Source organism: Pontibacter deserti (assembly GCF_023630255.1).
Taxonomy (GTDB): Bacteria; Bacteroidota; Bacteroidia; order Cytophagales; family Hymenobacteraceae; genus Pontibacter; species Pontibacter deserti.
The window spans coordinates 2,680,379-2,699,347 of the sequence record NZ_JALPRS010000001.1 but is presented as its reverse complement, the minus strand read 5'-3'; the positions used below and the strand labels follow the sequence as shown (position 1 = coordinate 2,699,347).

Sequence of the window (18,969 nt, the reverse complement as noted above, 5' to 3'; positions counted from 1 at the left end):
GTCCCCTTGAGGACAAGTGAGAACGGGAGTTCGAAACTTGCGACCGCAGGTCACAGGGGTGTGAAAACAGCAGCTATAAAATATCGGCTAAAGGGTGAAATAGCATACAAAGATCCACGCCTTAGATAGAGAGGGATAGGGGGACTACAGCAACTAAGAAACTAAAATATACCAGTTGCTTAATGTTTTGGTGACGTTGCGTAGGCCTGACAAATTAAAGCAACCTTAACCTGTGGTTCGGCATCTCCTTGATCAAAAAATGGGGAAAGCGCTATTGTGTGCTTACAGAACTAGAACCTTTCCGGCTAAAAAATTACCTGTGTCTGTTTTTACACGAATAATATATAAGCCATTATGTAAGCCCGTAGTTGGTATTTGTTTTACCATACCATACTCTTCAGACTCATAAACAAGCTTACCTAATTGATCATACAATTGTATAACTGCTACATCGCTGGCTACAGCCACCGATAATGTTTGTCCTGATTGTATTGGGTTCGGATAAGCTTGAATAAAATTTTTGTCAGTATAAATTAGTTCTTCAGGATTACTGTAGAAGAAAAAACCTGCTTCATTAGTTACTTTTATACGGTATATGTTTTTACCAAGAGCAGGTGCAGTATCTTCTAGCTTATAAGCAAGCTGAGTAACAGGTGAAATGGTCTGTACAGGTATATAAGTACCATTTACCAGGCGCTCGAGTGTAAGGGTCGTAAGTTGGTATAAGGTGCTGAGCTCCAGTTGCAGATTTACGGTATCGGTAACAAACTGGTAAGGCAAAAAGCTTTTAATATAGCAACCTATGCCCAGTTGGTTATAAGCTATTACTTCACTGGTTTCGCCCTTAATGCCTTGAACAAGGGGGGCTACGCTTACAAGTTCAGGTAAGGTTTGGAGCTGATCCTTTTGTAGCAATGCCAGCGTATCGGAGGTGGTGAGGAATGGCTCTAAGTGTGTATTGCCAACCTGATACAACTGATACTGTTGTACATTAGGTAGCTCTGCCCAATATAACATCACTTCATTGTCGCAGTTGTAGCCTACTTTTATTTTAAGCTGTTTGGTAAGTATAAACTCGCCGGAGGTAGCTGCTGTATTAGAAGTTGTAATACGAAGTTGTGCTTGCGCAATAGCATCCGGCGTTTGCCAATCAAAATAATTTTTCCCCAGATCAACATTGTCAGAGATGAGTTGCCATTCTGTGCTGCCGTGCACTTTATACTCTATTTTGCCTTTTTCGCCGGGTGCGGCACCCTGCCACCTGATCCGGCTCAGTTCGCCCGATTTTATACTTACACCTGCACTGGGATATACTACTTCCAGACCAGTTGCAAACTCATATACCAAACTATAGTTCTGCGGACCCTGTGGCACGTTATAGCCTGTTACTTTCAGCTCGTAGGTACCAGCTGCAGGTAGCTCTATTGTTATCTGTTCTACATTATTTAAATGGTCGGTACGGCGCCTGGCGAGTAGTTTCAGGGAGTCTGCATGAGGGTAGCTACTCAACACCCAAGGTTTCCAGGATTCACCAGTAGCAGTGTTAGCTAATACAAGGTCCAGGTCATTAACAAGGGCTTTAGGAGCATCGGGAGCAGCCTCGGGATCGTGCCATACTAAGGTAGCTTTAAGATTTGTTGCTCCGGCCGGCACTCTTATCCTATGAACCTGCTCAGCTCCCTGTGCTGCTGATCCAACTATAAACCGGTTATCTTTTATACTTCTTACTGCCCCCAGCGCATCTGTATTTCCAAAGCCTGCCTCAAAATCAACTTCAGGTCTGCCAGCGTCATCGGCACTGTTTATAAGTATGGCTTTTACAAGTGCTGCAGGTGGTAAAGTGTTATGCTGTTCTTTATAGGCCTGTTGTACCAGCAATGCTATGCCCGATACAACAGCTGCTGCTTCAGAGGTGCCACCTTTACCGTAGGCAGCCAGCTCAGGCTTAACCCGGCCATCATAAGCAGGCCCTTTAGAGCTAAGTACACCTATCTGCCCTGTTGGCTCCAGTGCCCCTACACTTACCGTATTTTTAGATGTTTTAAACTGGCCGGTAAGGTTGGCAAAATTGGTTATACCTGCGTAAGTGCCAACCTCATCTGCCTTATTGCCGCTGTTACCCGACGAAAAAACATGCAGTAAAGTAGGATTCTGGTACGTTTCACGGTCATATGCAGCAGACTCCAGGCCATAGTAATTTTCCACGCCTACACCATAAGAATGGTTTTGCAGACTAATGCCTTTGCTTAATAATGTCTGGCTATTATCCGGAAAGAGCTCTGCAAAATCTGAATAAGCTAGCCTTGCATGATCAGCTATACCTTTACCATTCGGGCCGGAATTACCAGCACCAGCTATAATGGTGGCCATAGTGGTAGCATGAATAGAATACTCACTTCCGAAAGCCTCAGGGGAAAGGGAACGGCCTTTCAGATCAATGTCATTAGGGTTGTAGGGATCTTCTTTTACCGATGCTATCATACTGCTGCCGTTCAGCAGGGGGTATAAGCTACGAATGGAGTAAATGTGATTAACCGCAAAATCAGCATCTCTGAACTCGATCTCTTCTTTTGCCTGGCGGTTAGGTTTATCGATGTAGGTAACCAAAGGGCAGTTTACTAATTGCTGAAGTGTTTTCTCAGAGATGTTGGAGAGCGAAAGAATTTGTGCCGACCGTGTTGAGTGTTCTACGTTTCCCTGGATGCCGTTTTCGGTAAGCCATGTCAGGAACTGTGCTTTATTTTTAACCTGTACACGCACCGTTTTATTTCCGGACTTACGGAAACTTTGCTGTAAGCCCGGAGCCATTCGTTTATACTTTGCTGTACCTGGTTTCTGGGTAGGCTGTTGTTGGGCTTTTACCTGAACACTAAGTAGCAGAAGGCCTAAACATATAGCCAACTGCTGCATACTTACCGGACACTTCCAACGCTTATTCACAGGCACTTCGTAAAACTGTTACAATCAGATTGCTTTCTTAATTAAGGTATACAATGTAGCGATTAACAGGCAATTTTACAATTTAAAACATGTGCAGATACATATAAACTTAGTGTTGCAACAGCAAATTTATATGTTCAGATGTCATTATCTGGGCTGCAGTGCCTTGGCAAAATCAGTGATCAACCTGAAAACTTCTTTGAATTTTGTAAGCGGAAGCTGGCGGCTGTGGTCTTGTGTATTGTGGTAAGCAGCAGTACCACCCAAGGTATAAAAGAAGAAAGCCGGCACCCCACGCTCTGAAAAAGGGTAATGGTCGGAGTTGGCGGCCCTGCCACGCATTTTAACCTGGGGCAGGTAGTTCTCTTGTGAATTTATAGTTTGTAATAAGCTAAACTCTTTTGGGTGAATGCTGCCATTTACAACCATTATGCCTTCGTCGCCGGTGCCTAACAAATCCAAATTTACGAGGAAACGGATGTTTTGGAGGGGGAAGAGTGGATGATCGGTGTAGTATACCGAGCCCAGCAAACCTGCTTCTTCGGCAGCAAAAGCCATGAAAGCCATACTATACTTAGGCTGATTCTGGGGTTTGCTGTAATGTGCTGCCAGTTCCAGCAGCATGGTTGTGCCGCTGGCATTGTCGTTTGCTCCTGGGAAGTATACATCCTTTCCCTGGCCACCTAAATGATCGTAATGTGCAGAGAAAACTATAAAAGAATCTGGTTGTGCTGTGCCAGGTATAAATGCTATAACATTCTGTGTTTTATGTGCCGGCGTAAACTCTGACACTAATTTATACTTTACTTTCTGAGCAGTGGCAGGCCATACATCTTTCTTTACTTCTACAATTGGTACTGTTGCTGGCCTGGCGGCTACGGTGGTCATCAGCGCTTTGGGCTGAAGTATAATATGCAGTTTTGCTTCCAATACTTTCTGCAAATAAGCCTCCGGTAACTCCCATACTTGCTTTCTGTAATGCTGAGGATATACAAGAGTCTTTTTGCGAAAGCTTTGCGAAAAGAACTGCTGAGCGGCTGCATCATTCGTAAACACCAGCGTGTCGAGGTAAACTATAGTGGCTTTCCCTTTGCCGGCAGCTGTCTGAGCATTGGCAACAAAATCAGTTCCGGGTATAAGTTTGTGCCCATTTACAGCAAGCTCCGGCGTTTGTGTTACCCGGTTTACAGGCATTGAAAACTCCTGGAAGTATGTATCGCTGATTGGTTTTAATCCAGCTGCTTTATACCTGTCGTGGATGTAGTTGGCTGCTTTGGCATCCCCATCAAAAATGTAACCACGACCATGGAAGTAAGGGCTTGTAAGCGTATCTATAGTTTGGCGTACGCGAGGCATATCCTGTGCGTGCAGTTGTAAAACACACAGGCAAAGTACAGGCAGGAGTAAACGGAGAAGTAGCTTCATGCCTTAAATATAACAAGGCAGCACCAAAGTATAAGTTTATGCTACCAGATGTAGATCCACCGGAATACAATGATCCCGATCAGGCAGCCAATAGTGTTGCTTACTATATCCATTATTTCAGCACTTCGGCCAGGTACTACTGAAAATTGCAGTATCTCAATGGCGATACCGAACATCGTTGAAATAAAGAAGGAGATCCGGATGGAGGAATGCTTCAGTTTCGGGAAAGTATATTGCTTGGACATGCCCACGATCATCAGGAAGCATAGTAACGCGAACATTACGGCGTGCGCAAAGCCATCGAAGGAAAAAAGGTCCCAGACAGAGACCGAAGGCATGGAAGATGAGGGCAGCAGTGTTGTAAGTAAAATTACTGCTGCCCACAATATAGTAAATAGGTTATAGCGTAAAATCAAACCTGTTCAGGTAAAGTTACTGACCTATAAGTTCACGGTAAGCGGCAGCAGTAAGTAGCTCATCCACTTCAGAATTGTTTTCAACAGACATTTTAATGATCCAGCCATCGCCATAAGGATCAGAGTTTACTAGTTCCGGGCTAGCTTCCAGTTTTTCGTTGAACTCCTGTACAGTACCGCTTAGTGGGCTGAACAGGTCAGATACTGTTTTTACAGCTTCTACAGTACCAAATACATCTTCTTTGCTGATCTGCTTATCTACAGTGTCGATGTCTACATAAACGATATCGCCCAGCTCGCTTTGTGCAAAATCAGTGATGCCTACATATGCTACATCACCTTCGATGCGTACCCACTCGTGGTCTTTTGTATACTTCAGGTTCTCAGGTAAATTCATTTGTTATATCTGTTTGTGATTGACTGACTCAAAAATACAGTGTTTTTTGTAATGCTAAAATTTTATTGCAAACTAACTCGCAGTTGAATGCCGCCTTCGGTTACACTGTTTCGGAACGAAGTTGAAATTTTAGGGTCCGATACGGTACGCAATACATAGAACTGAATGTTTACACGTTCGCTTATAAGGTAATCTATAGTTGGGCGAAGCTGCAGTTGGCGCGTACCGTTTGTGATCTGGTTTTGGCTTGTTTCGTTACCCTGATCATCGCGGGCAATAGCACGCTGCACTGTCTGGTTGTCTCTTACCGAGAAATCCAGGCGCATGTTCAGTTCATTTTCAAGTACTTTGCGCTCGCCACCTATCCGGATCGGAATACGGAAGTTAGTAGTGGCATACCCCAGGCCTATTACATAATCCTTCACATTGGTTTCAGTTATCTGGGCATTGGTCAGGTTCAGCGATAGGTTACGTTCCACTTTATACTCCAGGCGACCTGTTAAATTGGTTTTAGTACGGAAGTTCACACCTAATAATGGCGCCAGTCTTTCTGAAACAGTAAGCTGCGTTACGATATAGTAAGGAATAACCTGGCCAAATTCATTTATCTGCGTCGGGAAGCCATTCGGTTCTGTTTCGTAAGCCAGCGAAGTAGTAAAGTTGGTTATGTTGTAAGTTGAGTTATAAGCATGTGTTAAGTTTACCTGGCTGAACCACTGCTGGAAGAATGGCAGGTTAGATAAACCGTTATAGTCTACGCGCCAGTTAGGGATAGGCAACCTACTGAACGGATTCTTCGATTCTGCTTTGTAACCATTCACCTCACGGCCCTGGTACGCAAACAGGAAGGCGTTCATCAATACATCCTGTGAGTTTAATGTATAACCTTCAGTGCCTGCCGCCGGGTTAGCATTAGCCAGCTTTTCTCGGATGTTATAGCGATAGCGAATGTAGTTCTCAAATGCTTCAGAAACGCCTGCTTCACCTGACTCAAACAAAGTACCCAGCGCCATAAAAGAAGTGCTGAACGCGCCTGTCGTGATCGGGTTCTGACGTTGTGCTTCATCACTTAAATTACCGAAGTCATCAAACTCTTTGCGGTAAAATACTTCGTCAATCTCAGATTTATTACGGGTTACGTCTATTTGAATATTAAAAGCTCTAAAAGGCTCCAGGTTGGCACGCGCTGTAAACGACTCTGTAAGTATGGCGCTGAGCGGTGTGTTCAGGTACTGGCTGCTATCGGTGTACCAGCCATTGCGCTCGGCACGGTTGTATAGTTCATCCAGATCGTACTGCTTACCAAGTATAAACGGCAGGCCAGGGGCATCAAAACCATTTTCAAGGCCAAAGAACTTAGTGCTTGGCAGATATCCCGGTAACATAGTGCCTTTGTTTTGTAGATAGGTAAAGTTAACGGAGCGAGCCATCATCAGGAACCTGGCAACAGAGTTTACTACCTTATTATCTGATCCTGATCTTGCTGTTGTATCGTTGGCTGCACGAACAGGCACTGGTGCACCAGGGTTATTCGCATTTTTCAGGAACTTCACCTTGTTGTATAGTTTAACCAGGTCTAGGCGCCCATTTACTGTAAACTCTTTGTTGTTTTCTGCTGTGTTTCCTAGCCTGAAGTCATCGTCGTTATTCAGGGCAGTAGAACCTGCCGTCCAGATGTAGGTAGCAGCATAACGTGTTTCAGCACCTATCCAGTCAATCAGCGGAAACTTGTCCAGTGGCAGTTTATAGTTCAGAGCGATCAACTGGTTAAAGTTTGTATTACGGCCGCCGCGTCTGAGGTTTTCCCAGATAATCTCATTTTTATACTTCAGTGAGTCAATCTCATTGTTAATTCTGTCATCCGGTTCATCTACTATAGCACGGTTAGTAGCTGTATAGTCTAAAGACAGGCTTTTGGTAATATCCCACTTCATGTCATAAATTCTGTTGAAGTAGAAGTACTTCTGGAATGTTGGCTCAATGCCCCGGGTAGTAGTAAGGCCGGTAACAGGGTCACGGCGCTGCAGGAAAGTCTCGTTGTAGCGGCGGTCCAGGTCAGCCCGGAAAGCAAAGCTACTTGGTAACGGAGTAAAGTTCAGATCCTTTATCAGGCGCAGGTAGGGCGAGTTCAGCCCCTGTCTCTTCTCAAAAGGTGCGTAGTTTCTGGTGGTTGGGTTTGTATAAGTATAAGCTATGCCACCGGTATAGGTTTTTGTAAAGTCGCGGTCGGTCTCAATATCTGTAAATAAGCGCTCTGCATATGCATAACTCAATGATATGTTCTCGATATCGTAAGGGCGTATCTTATCATTTGGATTAGTACGTTCTTTCCGTACGTTCAGCAAACTAAAGCTTTTCCGGGTTTCGCGGGTGGTTACTTCTTTCCTGTATTCATCTCGTGCTTCCTTAGAGTCAAAACGGGATAAGGACTGCTCCAGTGGTACGTCTTTATCCAGCGGGTCGAACTGCGGTTCGCTGTTTAAAGTACCGTACTGTACAGATAGTGGTATTTTTATCCCTGTTTTTTCCGGCAAAAATTTATCTGCTACAACGTTGGCGCTTACATCAAACAGGGCTGTATTTTCACGGGCACGCTGTGCTAATTTTTGCTGCAATCCGCCAAAGCCTACAGTAGTATAAGCACCTGTAGCCGTAACGTTGGCAAAGTCAGCGAGCTTAGTATTCAGGCGTGCGTTAGCAGCCCAGCCGGTACTGTTCTTAAAGTCTGTAACACGGAGTTCATCTACCCACATACACAGCGAGTGAGGCCGTGCATCTGTTCCTTCCTGCGTTGGGTTGCGCATACCGATCATCACACCTTGTACTTCACTGAAATCAGGGTTACCAACTACACGGATGATCTTGCCATTGCCCAGCTGTACTTCATAAGGTATGGTTTTATTATAACCTGCAATGCGGTTACGGGCAACTTTTGCGTTAACCAGTTCTTCCAGGGCAATATCTATCATGTTTTCCTGAGGCCAGATCTCGTTTGGCGATGTGCTGCCCTGTGGCGTTATAGTTAACGGCACTACATACTCGTAGTAGTTCTGTGTAAAGTCTGTACCTATTCTAACAAATGCCTGCGCATCGCCACTTTGTGTATTCGGGTCTTGTGTCTGGGCATGTATAAACATCTTCAGGCGCTTATAGATAAGCATGTCGATCGACAGGTTCTTGTACACAGCCTTTGAGAAAGAGTCTTTCAGGTCTTCTACACATAACTGCAGCGACTGCTCATTCTGGCGACGGTTGTTGGTAGAGGCATAGTCACGTAAACGCTCTATACCTGGCGGTACTACATAAGGTATATTACCTTCTACATTTTGGCTGTTTTCCTCAATATTAACCGTTGATATCGTGAACGTGCGGGCATCGTCGGTACAGGTAAGGCAAGGGCGACCTTCTGTAATTGGTTGCTGGAAAGCCCGCCACTGGTTAGCCACAAACTGGAACTGAACCATACGCAGTACAACCGGATCCTGGAACTGGGTCATGTACATACGCATGAATCGGATCGATTTAAAGCCACTGATGTTGCCTACGTTGCCTGTAGGCTGGCGCACAGGTATACGGAACTGGTACCAAGATACCTGATCGCCGTTTATAGTTTGCGTTACCTGGTCTACAACATAGTTCTGGCCTACATTCAGCTGTCCGGGTTGCAGGTTGATCTTATACTCATAATACTGCTCCACATCGTTTATCACGTTATCGCGGTTCAGGTCTTCTTTATCCGGGAAGGCGTAGTTGGCAAACTGGCTGTTTTCAGGTGAGTTGCCATCCATGCCATTAAAGTTTTTGTAACGGGCCAGTACACCAGCATTCTGCTGATCGTAGATCGGGTCGAGATGATGCAGGAAATTATCCCCAGATGGGTCATCAACTATAGTCTGTGGTGGTGTGCCCGGTATCTGGTTAAGGAAACTTGCTCTAAAGAAATCAGCTTCAGCAGCATCGTTCAAACCATCCAAACCTACATCCTGGAACTGGCGGCCACCCGGTATACCTGTAAAAGCATCTGTCAGGAACTGTTGTGTGGTAATGCGGCCCCAGATCGTTTCATTTATGTTCTGCAGGCTGTTTGCTTCAGTTGGTAATCCGTTTTCGAAAGCATACTGATTATCGCGCAGCAGGTCTTCTGATATACTTCCCAAGTTAAATACCAGCTCCCCGCCTGTGTTATTCTGGATAGGGTTGCCCTGCGCATCTTTACGGCCATACTGCCCTGTAAGGAATGGGTCCATCATCCAAAATTCGATGTACTCTATATTGGCATTATCAAAGTCGGTGTCAAAAGTGATTTCGCGGCTCACACCACCCCAGTTCTCTTTTGGGTCGCCTGAGAGCAAACCTTGTGAAGTAAGGCTTGGATTATAGTTGTATTGGCCGCGTTCGCGTGGGTAATAAGCCAGGTCAAATGTATACTCAAAGGTGTTGGATACTTCAGGGTCGCGGCCAGGGAATATTTCTGTACGCGGCACGCCACGTACGTAATGGTTTTTAAGTTCTTCGTCAGTAATATTATCTGGTTTCAGCCCATCAGCATCGCGGTAAAATATCTGATCTATCGTATACCAGGCCAGTTTTGCGCGGTTGTAACTATAAGCCAGGCCTTCGCCAGGTATAAGTGGAGCAGGGGTAGAAGCCAGTCGCCAGCCGTTGTTGCTGAAGCCACCTAGACTATAAGGCGTTTCAGAACCCTCAAAGTCATCGATATAAGAAGTACCGTCTTCGTTGGCTGGCGATTCAGTAGCCGCCGGAATTAATTGGGCAAATTCACCGCTAAACGTGATGCTGGAAGGTGCTTTCGTCTGCAATAGCGGTAGCGCATCCGTCATCCTTGTCAGGAACCGCGACTCTTTTTGCAGGTTTATATCCAAACCATAAATGGTATTGTTACTTGGCTCGTCGCCTATACTTACACGATTAATGTAAGGCTGCTCGCTCAGGTGGAGTACAGTTGCGCCAAGGTTAATATCATCTGTCAGGCGATAATCGAAGCGGGCACCAAGCAGGGCGCGTGGTTGTATGTTCAGCAGTTCGGCTTTCTCATAAGTAACGCGAAGGTCGCTGGCGGAGCTGATATAGCTTGGGTTCAGGATCTTGATACGACCAAGGTCATAGAAAACCTGGTAGTCTGTGCCTTCTGTTAGTCGCGTTCCACCGGAATAAACTGCCACAGAACCTTCCGCGATTCTGAAGCCGGGTAGCACAATTTCATCTGCTGATGTTGCCTGTAAACGTCCTGTCAGGAAAAACTTTGCTTTAGCGTTGTTCTGCTGGGCGTCGGTTTGTGTCTGGTTATATAGTTCTTCAAACACATATTTTTCTGCCAATTCAGGGTCGCCCTGTAGTTGCTGGCGCAGGTAATCACCAAACGGCTCTACTTGAGGGAAGTAAATACGGCCAGTTTCCGGATCTATAGTTATACCTTGCAGAAAGTCGAAATTACCATCATTCGGTTTGTCATTGTTGGTGTTTACGTTATCCAGATTAAATACCTCAACCAATGGCACACCCTGTATCGGGCTTTGCTCTGTAAGGGCAGATATATCCACGCCAGTCTGGTCATCTTTGTAAACAACCCGAAGCTGAAAGTTTTCGCGGTTCACCTGGGTGGCATCCAGGCTATACACGTTTTTCATCATCAGGTCCCAGGTTGGGTACTCTAAAGATGGATTTGTTGCTTTTAGCAACTTCATGTGTATTACTTGCTCATCCTGCAGGTTCTGGTAATCTTCCAGCAGCTCACCTACTTTATAGGTTTTACCATTGAAAGTATACTCAAACGCTACACCCAATACCTGGTCTGGCAACAATGCTGTGTTAAGGGAAATATAGCCTAGTTGCGGGTTAAAATTATATTCTCTTGGATCGAGTTTGCGTGCACGCACATGTTCAAAGTCCACACCTTTCTGCAAGCCCTGGCTACGCAGGTATGCATCTACCTGCGCATTGTCGCGGGCGGAAGGGTTGGTAGCTATTAAACTATAAAGTGTATTGGCAGCATTACTGGCCGGTGCTGTAGTTATTCTTTCAAACTGGTCGCGGAATGGGTCTGGTTCACCAAGATCCATGTAAGCTACCATGTTGCGCAGGTTCTCGGTGGCGCGGTTGTTATTAGTTACATAAAGCTCTAATCTGCGGATAACTATACCCGAGTTAACCAATGGCAGATTAGCCAGAGACCGGTCGTAGCGGCCCCGGAAGAACTGGGATAGAAAGTAGTGGCGGTCTTTGTCGTATTGGTCGATCCGGATCTCAAATGGCTGGTTCTGAGCTCCGTTCTGAATAATGACTTCATCGTTACGGCCACGTACGTTGGAGGCAATAGCTGTTACACCTAGCCTGCCAAACTGCAGCTGTGTTTTTATACCAAACAGGTTCTGGGCACCAGTAATCAGGGAGTTGTTAAGTGGCAGACTTACGTTACCTGCTTCTACTTTTCTGATGATCTCTTCTTCGTAGCCGGTATAATCCAGCTTCATGTTGTTCTCGAAGTCGAAATTGGCGTTGTTATCCCAGTTAAAGTTAATGGCTAATTTCTCACCTACTTTACCTACCAGGTTCAGCGAAATGTTCTGGTCGAATTCAAAATCGCCGGTACGTTGCTGGCGGAGCGGTATAGTGGGGTTCTGATTACGGTTAAAGCGTGCGCCAAACTTCAGCGATATATTACCATTCGGTTGTATATCAACATAGTTACCGCCAAAAATACGGTCGAAGATAGGGCTGATGTATATTTTAGGAACCAACCTGCGGCTGCTGGTCAGGTCTTCGCCATCTAAACCTCCGGATTTTGTACGCCAGTAATCCCGGATTGCCTGGCGTTGCTGCAGTTCAGAGAATTGCTTTAATGTCATGGAGGAAGGCGGACGGTACTGTATACTGTCGCCTATAGTTTCGTTGATGTTGTATAACTCGAGGCTGTCGTCGTATTCAACATCCAGTTTAATGTTACTTGGTTGGCCAAGCAATAGGGGAGAAGTATACTTACGGTCGCTGAATGGGTTTCCGCGCCTGTCGGAAGGTATAAAAGTTGGCCTGCGGCTTGGGATGTAACTAGTATCCTTTTTGATTGTATCCTGTAATAATAAACTTTTAATGTTGCCATACTTATACCAGACAGGCGCGCGCAGAGCTTCTGCCTGCGACCACCAAGCCAGCATAGCTATAGTAACAACCGCTGTAACAAACAGCGTGTTCTGTTTACTTTTCCAGATCAAATGGGTATAATTCTAAGACGATTTTAACGCAAATTTAATAAGCTCCTCTACGCTAAGGTTTCCACCTTCCCGCTTAATAATAGAGTCAAGGGTCTTTTCTGCTATGTTCTTAGCGAAACCTAAGGTAACTAATGCAGATAACGCTTCAGCTCTGTTGGTATTGTGTGCTGCGCCTGCCGGTAAAACACCTGCATCTGTCAGCATCACTTCTTTCTTTATTTTATCTTTTAACTCAAGTATAATGCGCTGTGCCGTTTTGGCGCCAATGCCTTTTACATGCTGTATGGTACGCACATCTTCCCGAACTATAGCTTGCTGCACTTCCTCAACAGACAACGACGAAAGTATCATCAGACCAGTGTTGGGACCCACTCCGGAAATAGAGATCAGATGCAGAAAAGTCTCTTTTTCGGCAGCTGTCATAAAACCATATAAGGTATGGGCATCTTCTTTAATGTGCAGGAACGTATGTAACCGGCAACGCTCACCGTCAGGTAAAGCAGAATACGTACCCAGCGATATCTTGATCTGATACCCTATCCCACCTACGTCAATAATAACATAGGTGGGATCTTTATAGGTTAACTTGCCATCGATATAGGCTATCATCTATATATGTTTGTTGTTATAGTTCTGTGCATCTACGACAGCAATGGCTACCATGTTTATTATTTCTCTGATTGAGCTGCCAAGTTGCAGAATATGAACAGGTTTGCGCATACCCATCAGTACCGGGCCAATGGCTTCGGCGCCTCCAATTTCCTGTAACAGCTTGTAGGCAATGTTACCGGATGTCAGTGTTGGGAATACCAATGTGTTTGCTCCTTTTTCGGCCAGTTCGCTAAACGGGTAATGCTCGCGTAGCAGGTTGCGGTTAAGGGCCGTGTTTGCCTGCATCTCACCATCTATCAACAGTTCAGGGTAGCGTTGTTTGGCTTTTCGAACCGCCTCCGATCCTTTGTTAGGAATATCACCCTGCACCGATCCAAAGTTAGAATACGACAATACAGCCATGCGCGGCTCCTGGTCAAAGAAGCGAACCGTACGGGCAGTAAGGCCGATAATGTCTACCAGTTCATCGGCAGTAGGGTTTACATTTACAGTCGTATCAGCAAAGAAATAAGGCTCTTTTTTGTTCAGGATGATGTACATACCTGCCACTTTGTTTACGCCTTCTTCTACTCCAATTACCTGTATAGCCGGAAGTATAGTTCTGGAGTAATCGCGGGTAAGGCCAGAGATAAGCGCATCAACTTCACCGGTTTCCAGCATCAGGCTACCAAAGTAAATTCTGTCGCGTACAAGGCGGCGGCAATCAAATAAGGTCAGGCCTTTGCGCTGGCGCTTTTTGTAAAGTATCTGGGCAAACTCTTCGCGTTTCGCATCTTCCTCAAACGGATCAATGATCTCAGCATCTCCAAGATCAAGATTATATTCCTTGATCATGTCTTTGATGCGCTGGCGGTTACCTAAAAGTATAGGGTTTGCGATGAGCTGCTCTTTAACCGTCTGAGCTGCTTTCAGAATCTTGTAATGGTCTGCTTCAGCAAAAACAACACGTTTAGGGTCTTTCTTGGCCTGGTTGGTAATACGGGTCATCAGCTTCTGGTCGATGCCGATGCGCTCCTGCAGTTCCTGCTCGTATGCTTCCCAGTTCGTGATCGGGTATTTAGCCACACCGCTTTCCATAGCGGCTCTGGCTACTGCCGGCGAAACCGTAGTTATCAGGCGTGGATCCAATGGCTTGGGTATCAGGTAAAATCTGCCGAATGAGATCGTGTTGTCGCCGTAAGCTTTGTGTACTATATCCGGAACAGGCTCTTTTGCCAGTTTAGCCAGCGCACGTACAGCAGCCAGTTTCATGGCTTCGTTAATTTCAGTAGCACGCACATCCAACGCTCCCCTGAAAATGTAAGGGAAACCAAGTACGTTATTTACCTGGTTAGGATGGTCGGAACGGCCGGTTGCCATGATCAGGTCTTCGCGGGTAGCCATGGCCACGTCATAAGGAATTTCCGGGTCCGGGTTGGCCAACGCAAAAATGATCGGGTTGTTCGCCATCAGCTTTACATACTCGGCAGGCAATACATTTCCGGCAGATAAACCTACGAACACATCTGCGTCGCGCATGGCTTCTTCCAAGGTATTGATCTTGCGCATAGTTACAAACTGTGCCTTATAAATATCCAAGTCGTTACGCTCCGGAATGATTATTCCTTCCTTGTCGAACATTACGATGTTGTCCATTTTGGCACCCAAGGCTACATATAGTTTAGCACAGGCAATGGCAGCAGCACCGGCACCGTTCATCACGATGTGCACCTTTTCTATACTTTTGCCGGCAAGCTCCAGAGCATTAAGTAAGGCCGCAGCAGATATAATAGCCGTACCATGCTGGTCATCGTGCATGAGCGGAATATTCATCTGCTCTTTCAGGGCATTCTCTATCTTAAAGCTTTCCGGCGCCTTGATATCTTCCAGGTTAATACCACCAAAGGTAGGCTCCAGTGATTTTACGATGCGTACGAATTCGGCAGGGTCGGTGCAGTCAATCTCGATATCGAAAACATCTATACCCGCGAATTTTTTGAACAATACACCTTTTCCTTCCATTACTGGCTTAGATGCATCCGGGCCAATGTTACCTAAGCCAAGTACAGCCGTGCCATTTGATATAACACCAACCAGGTTACCTTTTGCCGTGTACTTATACACATTTTCTTTATCGGCAGCTATTTCTTTGCAGGGTTCCGCTACACCAGGCGAGTAAGCCAGCGCCAGGTCGTGCTGGGTGCTTACCATTTTGGTCGGGATTACTTCGATCTTGCCTGGCTTACCTTCCATGTGGTAATTCAGAGCATCTTCCTTGTTAACTTTAATCATAGGTAATACATGTTTATCGGCAGAGGCAAATCGTCTCTGCTATTTTAGGTCGCTTGTAAAAAGCCAATTTCATAAGAAATTGTTGTTAATCAAAAAATCAGGAGCCAAAGATACGGCTATGTGCCTAAAAGTATGCTGATTTAGGTTGTAATATAATAAAACAGCACCTCCCGGTTAAGAAGGTGCTGTTGATATCTGAGCCTGTTCGGGTTAGCCAAGTATAAGTTTTTGTCCTGGCTTAATCTCGTTTGACTTTAATTTGTTCAGTTTCTTAATCTGCTCTACGCTTATGCCGTTATACTTCTGCGATATATTCCACAGTGTATCGCCTGGCTGCACATGATGTATGATTTCCTGCTGTTTTTCTGAAACCTTAAGTGCTGGTTTGGTTGATTTCTTAGCAACTGTGGTTTTCGTCTCTGCTTCATCTTCTGGCGTAGCCATCGCAATAGCTTCAGTAGCTTTCGGTTGATAAACAGTTAGTTTCTGGTTAGAAACTATAGTTGACCTGCGCAGGTTATTCCATTCTTTCAGTTGCTCTACCGTTACATTATGCTTTGTTGCTATCGTTGAAAGATTGTCGCCACGTTTAACTGTATAAAACATCTTTTCGGTGCTGTCGACTTGTGTGGTAGCAGCAGGAGTAGTGCTGGAGGCCAGCAGAACAGGAGCTTTAGCTGGCTCACGTTCCTGTATTGGCTCTGGTTTTGGTTTTGGAGCCACAGGAGTAGCTGCCGCTATCATACAGCTTACATTTTCAGCAGATGCCAATAACTGAGCTCTGTCAGCAGGTACACGCAATTTATAGTTGCGGGTGCTTGCCGGCAATACTTTTTTCCTGATTTCGGGGTTTAGCGCCAGCAGGGTCTTAGAATCAATGTGGAGTTCTTCTGCCAGTTGCTCCAGGTCTACTGCCTGGTTTATCGTTAACGTCTCAACATCCTGTACATAAAGTATTGAATCTGAGAAGATGTTGTGCTGCGGTGCATAATTCATGGCATAGATTACCGCCGTCATAGACGGTACGTAACTGCGCGTTTCTTTAGGCAGGTAAGGGAAGATTTCCCAGAATGATTTTTTACCACCGCCCGCTCTGCGAATTGCTTTATTCACGTTGCCTGGACCACAGTTATAAGCAGCCATAGCCAGTTCCCAGTCGCCATAAGTTTTGTGAAGACGGCGTAAGAAACGGCAAGCTGCATCTGTCGCTTTTTCCGGGTCCATGCGCTCATCTATAAAGTTGTTCTGGTCCAAACCGTATTCCCTGCCCGTATCAGGTATGAACTGCCATAAACCAACTGCTTTTGCCCAGGAGGCCGCTTTAGGATTAAGGCCAGACTCAACTATAGCCAGGTATTTCATCTCATCCGGCATGTTATACTTCTTAAGGTATTTCTCAAAAAGTGGGAAGTATACATTTTCGCGCGAGATCATGGTGCGTGTATACTTGCGGTTGCGGATGGTGAAATAATCGATGAAGCTTCTTACAAATGGATTAAATGTAAGTGGTATCTCTGACTCTATACAACTCAGCCTGTCCTGGATCACATCATTAGGCTCATTTGGGATATACTCCACCAGCAGCGCCAGTTCTTCAGGCGTCAACTGAGTAGTATCACCCAAAGGGCCTAAGACTGTATCACCCAAAGCGGTGATTTCATACTTGAGACCGGCTGGTTTTGCCTGAGCATAGGTTGCCCAGATGCCGCCAACTATAGCCGCAACTACGGTAAAGAGTTTAGAATATGTCATAAATTAACTATGCTTCAACGGGAATCTTATCCAGTATGTAATTCGAGAAAGCCAGCAAAGCTGCCTCATCGAATGAGCGGGTCATTAATTGTAACCCGATGGAAAGGCCGTTGGTGTCGCGGCTAACCGGAATAGAAATTGCCGGAACACCAGCCAAAGAAGCTTGCACTGTAAAAATATCAGCCAGATACATTGCTAACGGATTAGCTGTATTCTCCCCGATTTTAAAGGCTGTAGTCGGAGCTGTAGGCAATATAAGGAAATCATACTTCTGAAGCAATTCATCGGTCTTCTCCTTTATCAGCCTTCTAACTTTCTGAGCCTTTGTGTAATACGCATCATAATAGTCTGCGCTAAGAACGAAAGTGCCCAGCATGATACGGCGCTGTACTTCTTTACCAAAACCTTCGGATCTGGTTTTTTTGTACAACGATGTAAGGTCAGAGATATTGGGACTACGGTAACCATATTTTACACCATCGTAGCGACCCAGGTTTGAGCTGGCTTCGGCTGTAGTTAAAATATAGTAGGTCGGCACCATGTAGTCCAGGTATGGGAATTCTACTGCTTCAACCTGGTGACCCTCGTTCTGCAGCATGTCTTTTACACCAAGTATACTTTCTTTTACCTCTGTGTCAAGGCCTTCGCTCTCGAAGCAGTCGCGGATGTAACCGATCTTATACTTTTTATCAGACTGCAGTAGGGTGCTGTAGTTTGGAACCGGCTGGTGGCTGGCAGTACTGTCATACTCATCTGGTCCGGCCATTACTTCCAGCAACAAGGCAGCATCTTCTACGCTTTTTGTAAATAAACCAATCTGGTCGAAAGAAGAAGCATAGGCGATAAGGCCATAGCGGGAAATACGGGAATAGGTAGGCTTTAACCCAACCACTCCGCAAAACGAAGCAGGCTGGCGTACAGAACCACCGGTATCAGAACCAATAGCAGCCAGGCACATATCAGCCTGCACTGATACCGCAGAACCACCTGAAGAACCACCCGGTACACGAGTAGTGTCATCGGCGTTCAGAACTGGTCCGAAAGATGAGTTTTCATTTGATGCTCCCATTGCAAACTCATCGCAGTTCTGCCGGCCTATAATAATAGCGTCCTCAGCTATAAGGCGCTCTAAAGCAGTGGCAGTATACAGCGATTCAAACCCATCCAGAATCTGGCTGGAAGCCTGCAGGCCATGACCTTTATAGGCAATAACGTCTTTCACGCCAATTACCATACCGGCCAGTTTACCCGCTGTACCATTAGCCAATTTCTGGTCAATGGCATCAGCCTGTGTCAGGGCTTCTTCTTCAAATACTTCTAAAAAGGCATTAAGAGCGGCCTTCTCCTTAATGTTTTGGAGATAATGCGCTACTAATTGTTTGCACGTAACCTGCCCGTTGGCAATATCAGTGCGGATGTCGCGTAGGGAGTTGTATGGTCTCAAACTTTTTTAGGTTTGTTATCGTCCTCGATAGAACGTTCCAGTTCGTGTTTGATTTCGTTGGTCGCATCTTTAAACTCTCGGATACCACGACCAAGGCCGCGTGCCATACCCGGAATCTTGTCTGCACCAAACAATAATAAGATGGCAGTCATGATGACCATCATCTCTCCTCCGCCCAGGTCGCCCAGGAAAAGGAAAATTGTACCTAAGCACATAGCTTAAAAGGTTAGTTTTATTGCTTCTGCGGTTCGTCTTTTACCGAACTTTCCACATCATTCTTAATCTCTTTGGTCGCATCCTTAAATTCGCGGATACCCTTACCAAGACCACGTGCTAATTCAGGGATTCTTTTAGCACCAAAGAACAATAAGATAGCTACCAGGATAAGCACAACTTCTGTTCCGCCAAGGCCTCCCCAAAAGCAAAAAATGTTTGTAATACTCATAGTATTAGATTTTAAGATAAATTCCCACAAAATTAAAG

The 18,969-nt window shown here is 45.5% G+C and carries 11 protein-coding genes; all 11 read right to left on the bottom strand.

From position 1 onward, the window contains the following. Nucleotides 1-282: 282 nt before the first annotated feature. Nucleotides 283-2,940 (bottom strand): S8 family serine peptidase, encoded by a 2,658-nt coding sequence (locus MJ612_RS11820; RefSeq protein WP_187033722.1) that lies wholly within the window; start codon nucleotides 2,938-2,940, stop codon nucleotides 283-285. Between the two features lie 147 nt (nucleotides 2,941-3,087). After that, nucleotides 3,088-4,365 carry a M28 family metallopeptidase gene (locus MJ612_RS11815; protein ID WP_187033721.1) on the bottom strand — a complete coding sequence of 426 codons (1,278 nt, stop codon included), beginning with the start codon at nucleotides 4,363-4,365 and terminating at the stop codon, nucleotides 3,088-3,090. 41 nt (nucleotides 4,366-4,406) lie between these two features. Then, entirely contained in the window at nucleotides 4,407-4,703 is a 297-nt protein-coding gene (locus MJ612_RS11810; protein ID WP_187033757.1) for a VanZ family protein, read from the bottom strand. Between the two features lie 94 nt (nucleotides 4,704-4,797). Further along, nucleotides 4,798-5,178 (bottom strand): glycine cleavage system protein GcvH, encoded by a 381-nt coding sequence (gene gcvH, locus MJ612_RS11805; RefSeq protein WP_187033720.1) that lies wholly within the window; start codon nucleotides 5,176-5,178, stop codon nucleotides 4,798-4,800. A gap of 62 nt (nucleotides 5,179-5,240) precedes the next feature. Next, nucleotides 5,241-12,407 (bottom strand): T9SS outer membrane translocon Sov/SprA, encoded by a 7,167-nt coding sequence (gene sov / locus MJ612_RS11800; RefSeq protein ID WP_250419136.1) that lies wholly within the window; start codon nucleotides 12,405-12,407, stop codon nucleotides 5,241-5,243. 12 nt (nucleotides 12,408-12,419) lie between these two features. Further along, complete coding sequence (gene ruvA / locus MJ612_RS11795) at nucleotides 12,420-13,016, bottom strand: Holliday junction branch migration protein RuvA (RefSeq protein WP_187033719.1); 597 nt, start codon at nucleotides 13,014-13,016, stop codon at nucleotides 12,420-12,422. Beyond that, complete coding sequence (locus MJ612_RS11790) at nucleotides 13,017-15,290, bottom strand: NADP-dependent malic enzyme (protein ID WP_187033718.1); 2,274 nt, start codon at nucleotides 15,288-15,290, stop codon at nucleotides 13,017-13,019. 210 nt (nucleotides 15,291-15,500) lie between these two features. Continuing rightward, entirely contained in the window at nucleotides 15,501-17,042 is a 1,542-nt protein-coding gene (locus MJ612_RS11785) for a lytic transglycosylase domain-containing protein (protein WP_187033717.1), read from the bottom strand. A gap of 7 nt (nucleotides 17,043-17,049) precedes the next feature. Then, nucleotides 17,050-18,486 carry an Asp-tRNA(Asn)/Glu-tRNA(Gln) amidotransferase subunit GatA gene (gene gatA / locus MJ612_RS11780; protein ID WP_187033716.1) on the bottom strand — a complete coding sequence of 479 codons (1,437 nt, stop codon included), beginning with the start codon at nucleotides 18,484-18,486 and terminating at the stop codon, nucleotides 17,050-17,052. After that, on the bottom strand, nucleotides 18,483-18,701 hold the full coding sequence (locus tag MJ612_RS11775; protein WP_187033715.1) for a Sec-independent protein translocase subunit TatA/TatB: 219 nt from the start codon (nucleotides 18,699-18,701) through the stop codon (nucleotides 18,483-18,485). The genes gatA and MJ612_RS11775 overlap by 4 nt, the downstream gene beginning before the upstream one ends. Before the next feature lie 17 nt (nucleotides 18,702-18,718). Beyond that, on the bottom strand, nucleotides 18,719-18,931 hold the full coding sequence (locus MJ612_RS11770) for a Sec-independent protein translocase subunit TatA/TatB (protein ID WP_187033714.1): 213 nt from the start codon (nucleotides 18,929-18,931) through the stop codon (nucleotides 18,719-18,721). Nucleotides 18,932-18,969 lie beyond the last annotated feature (38 nt).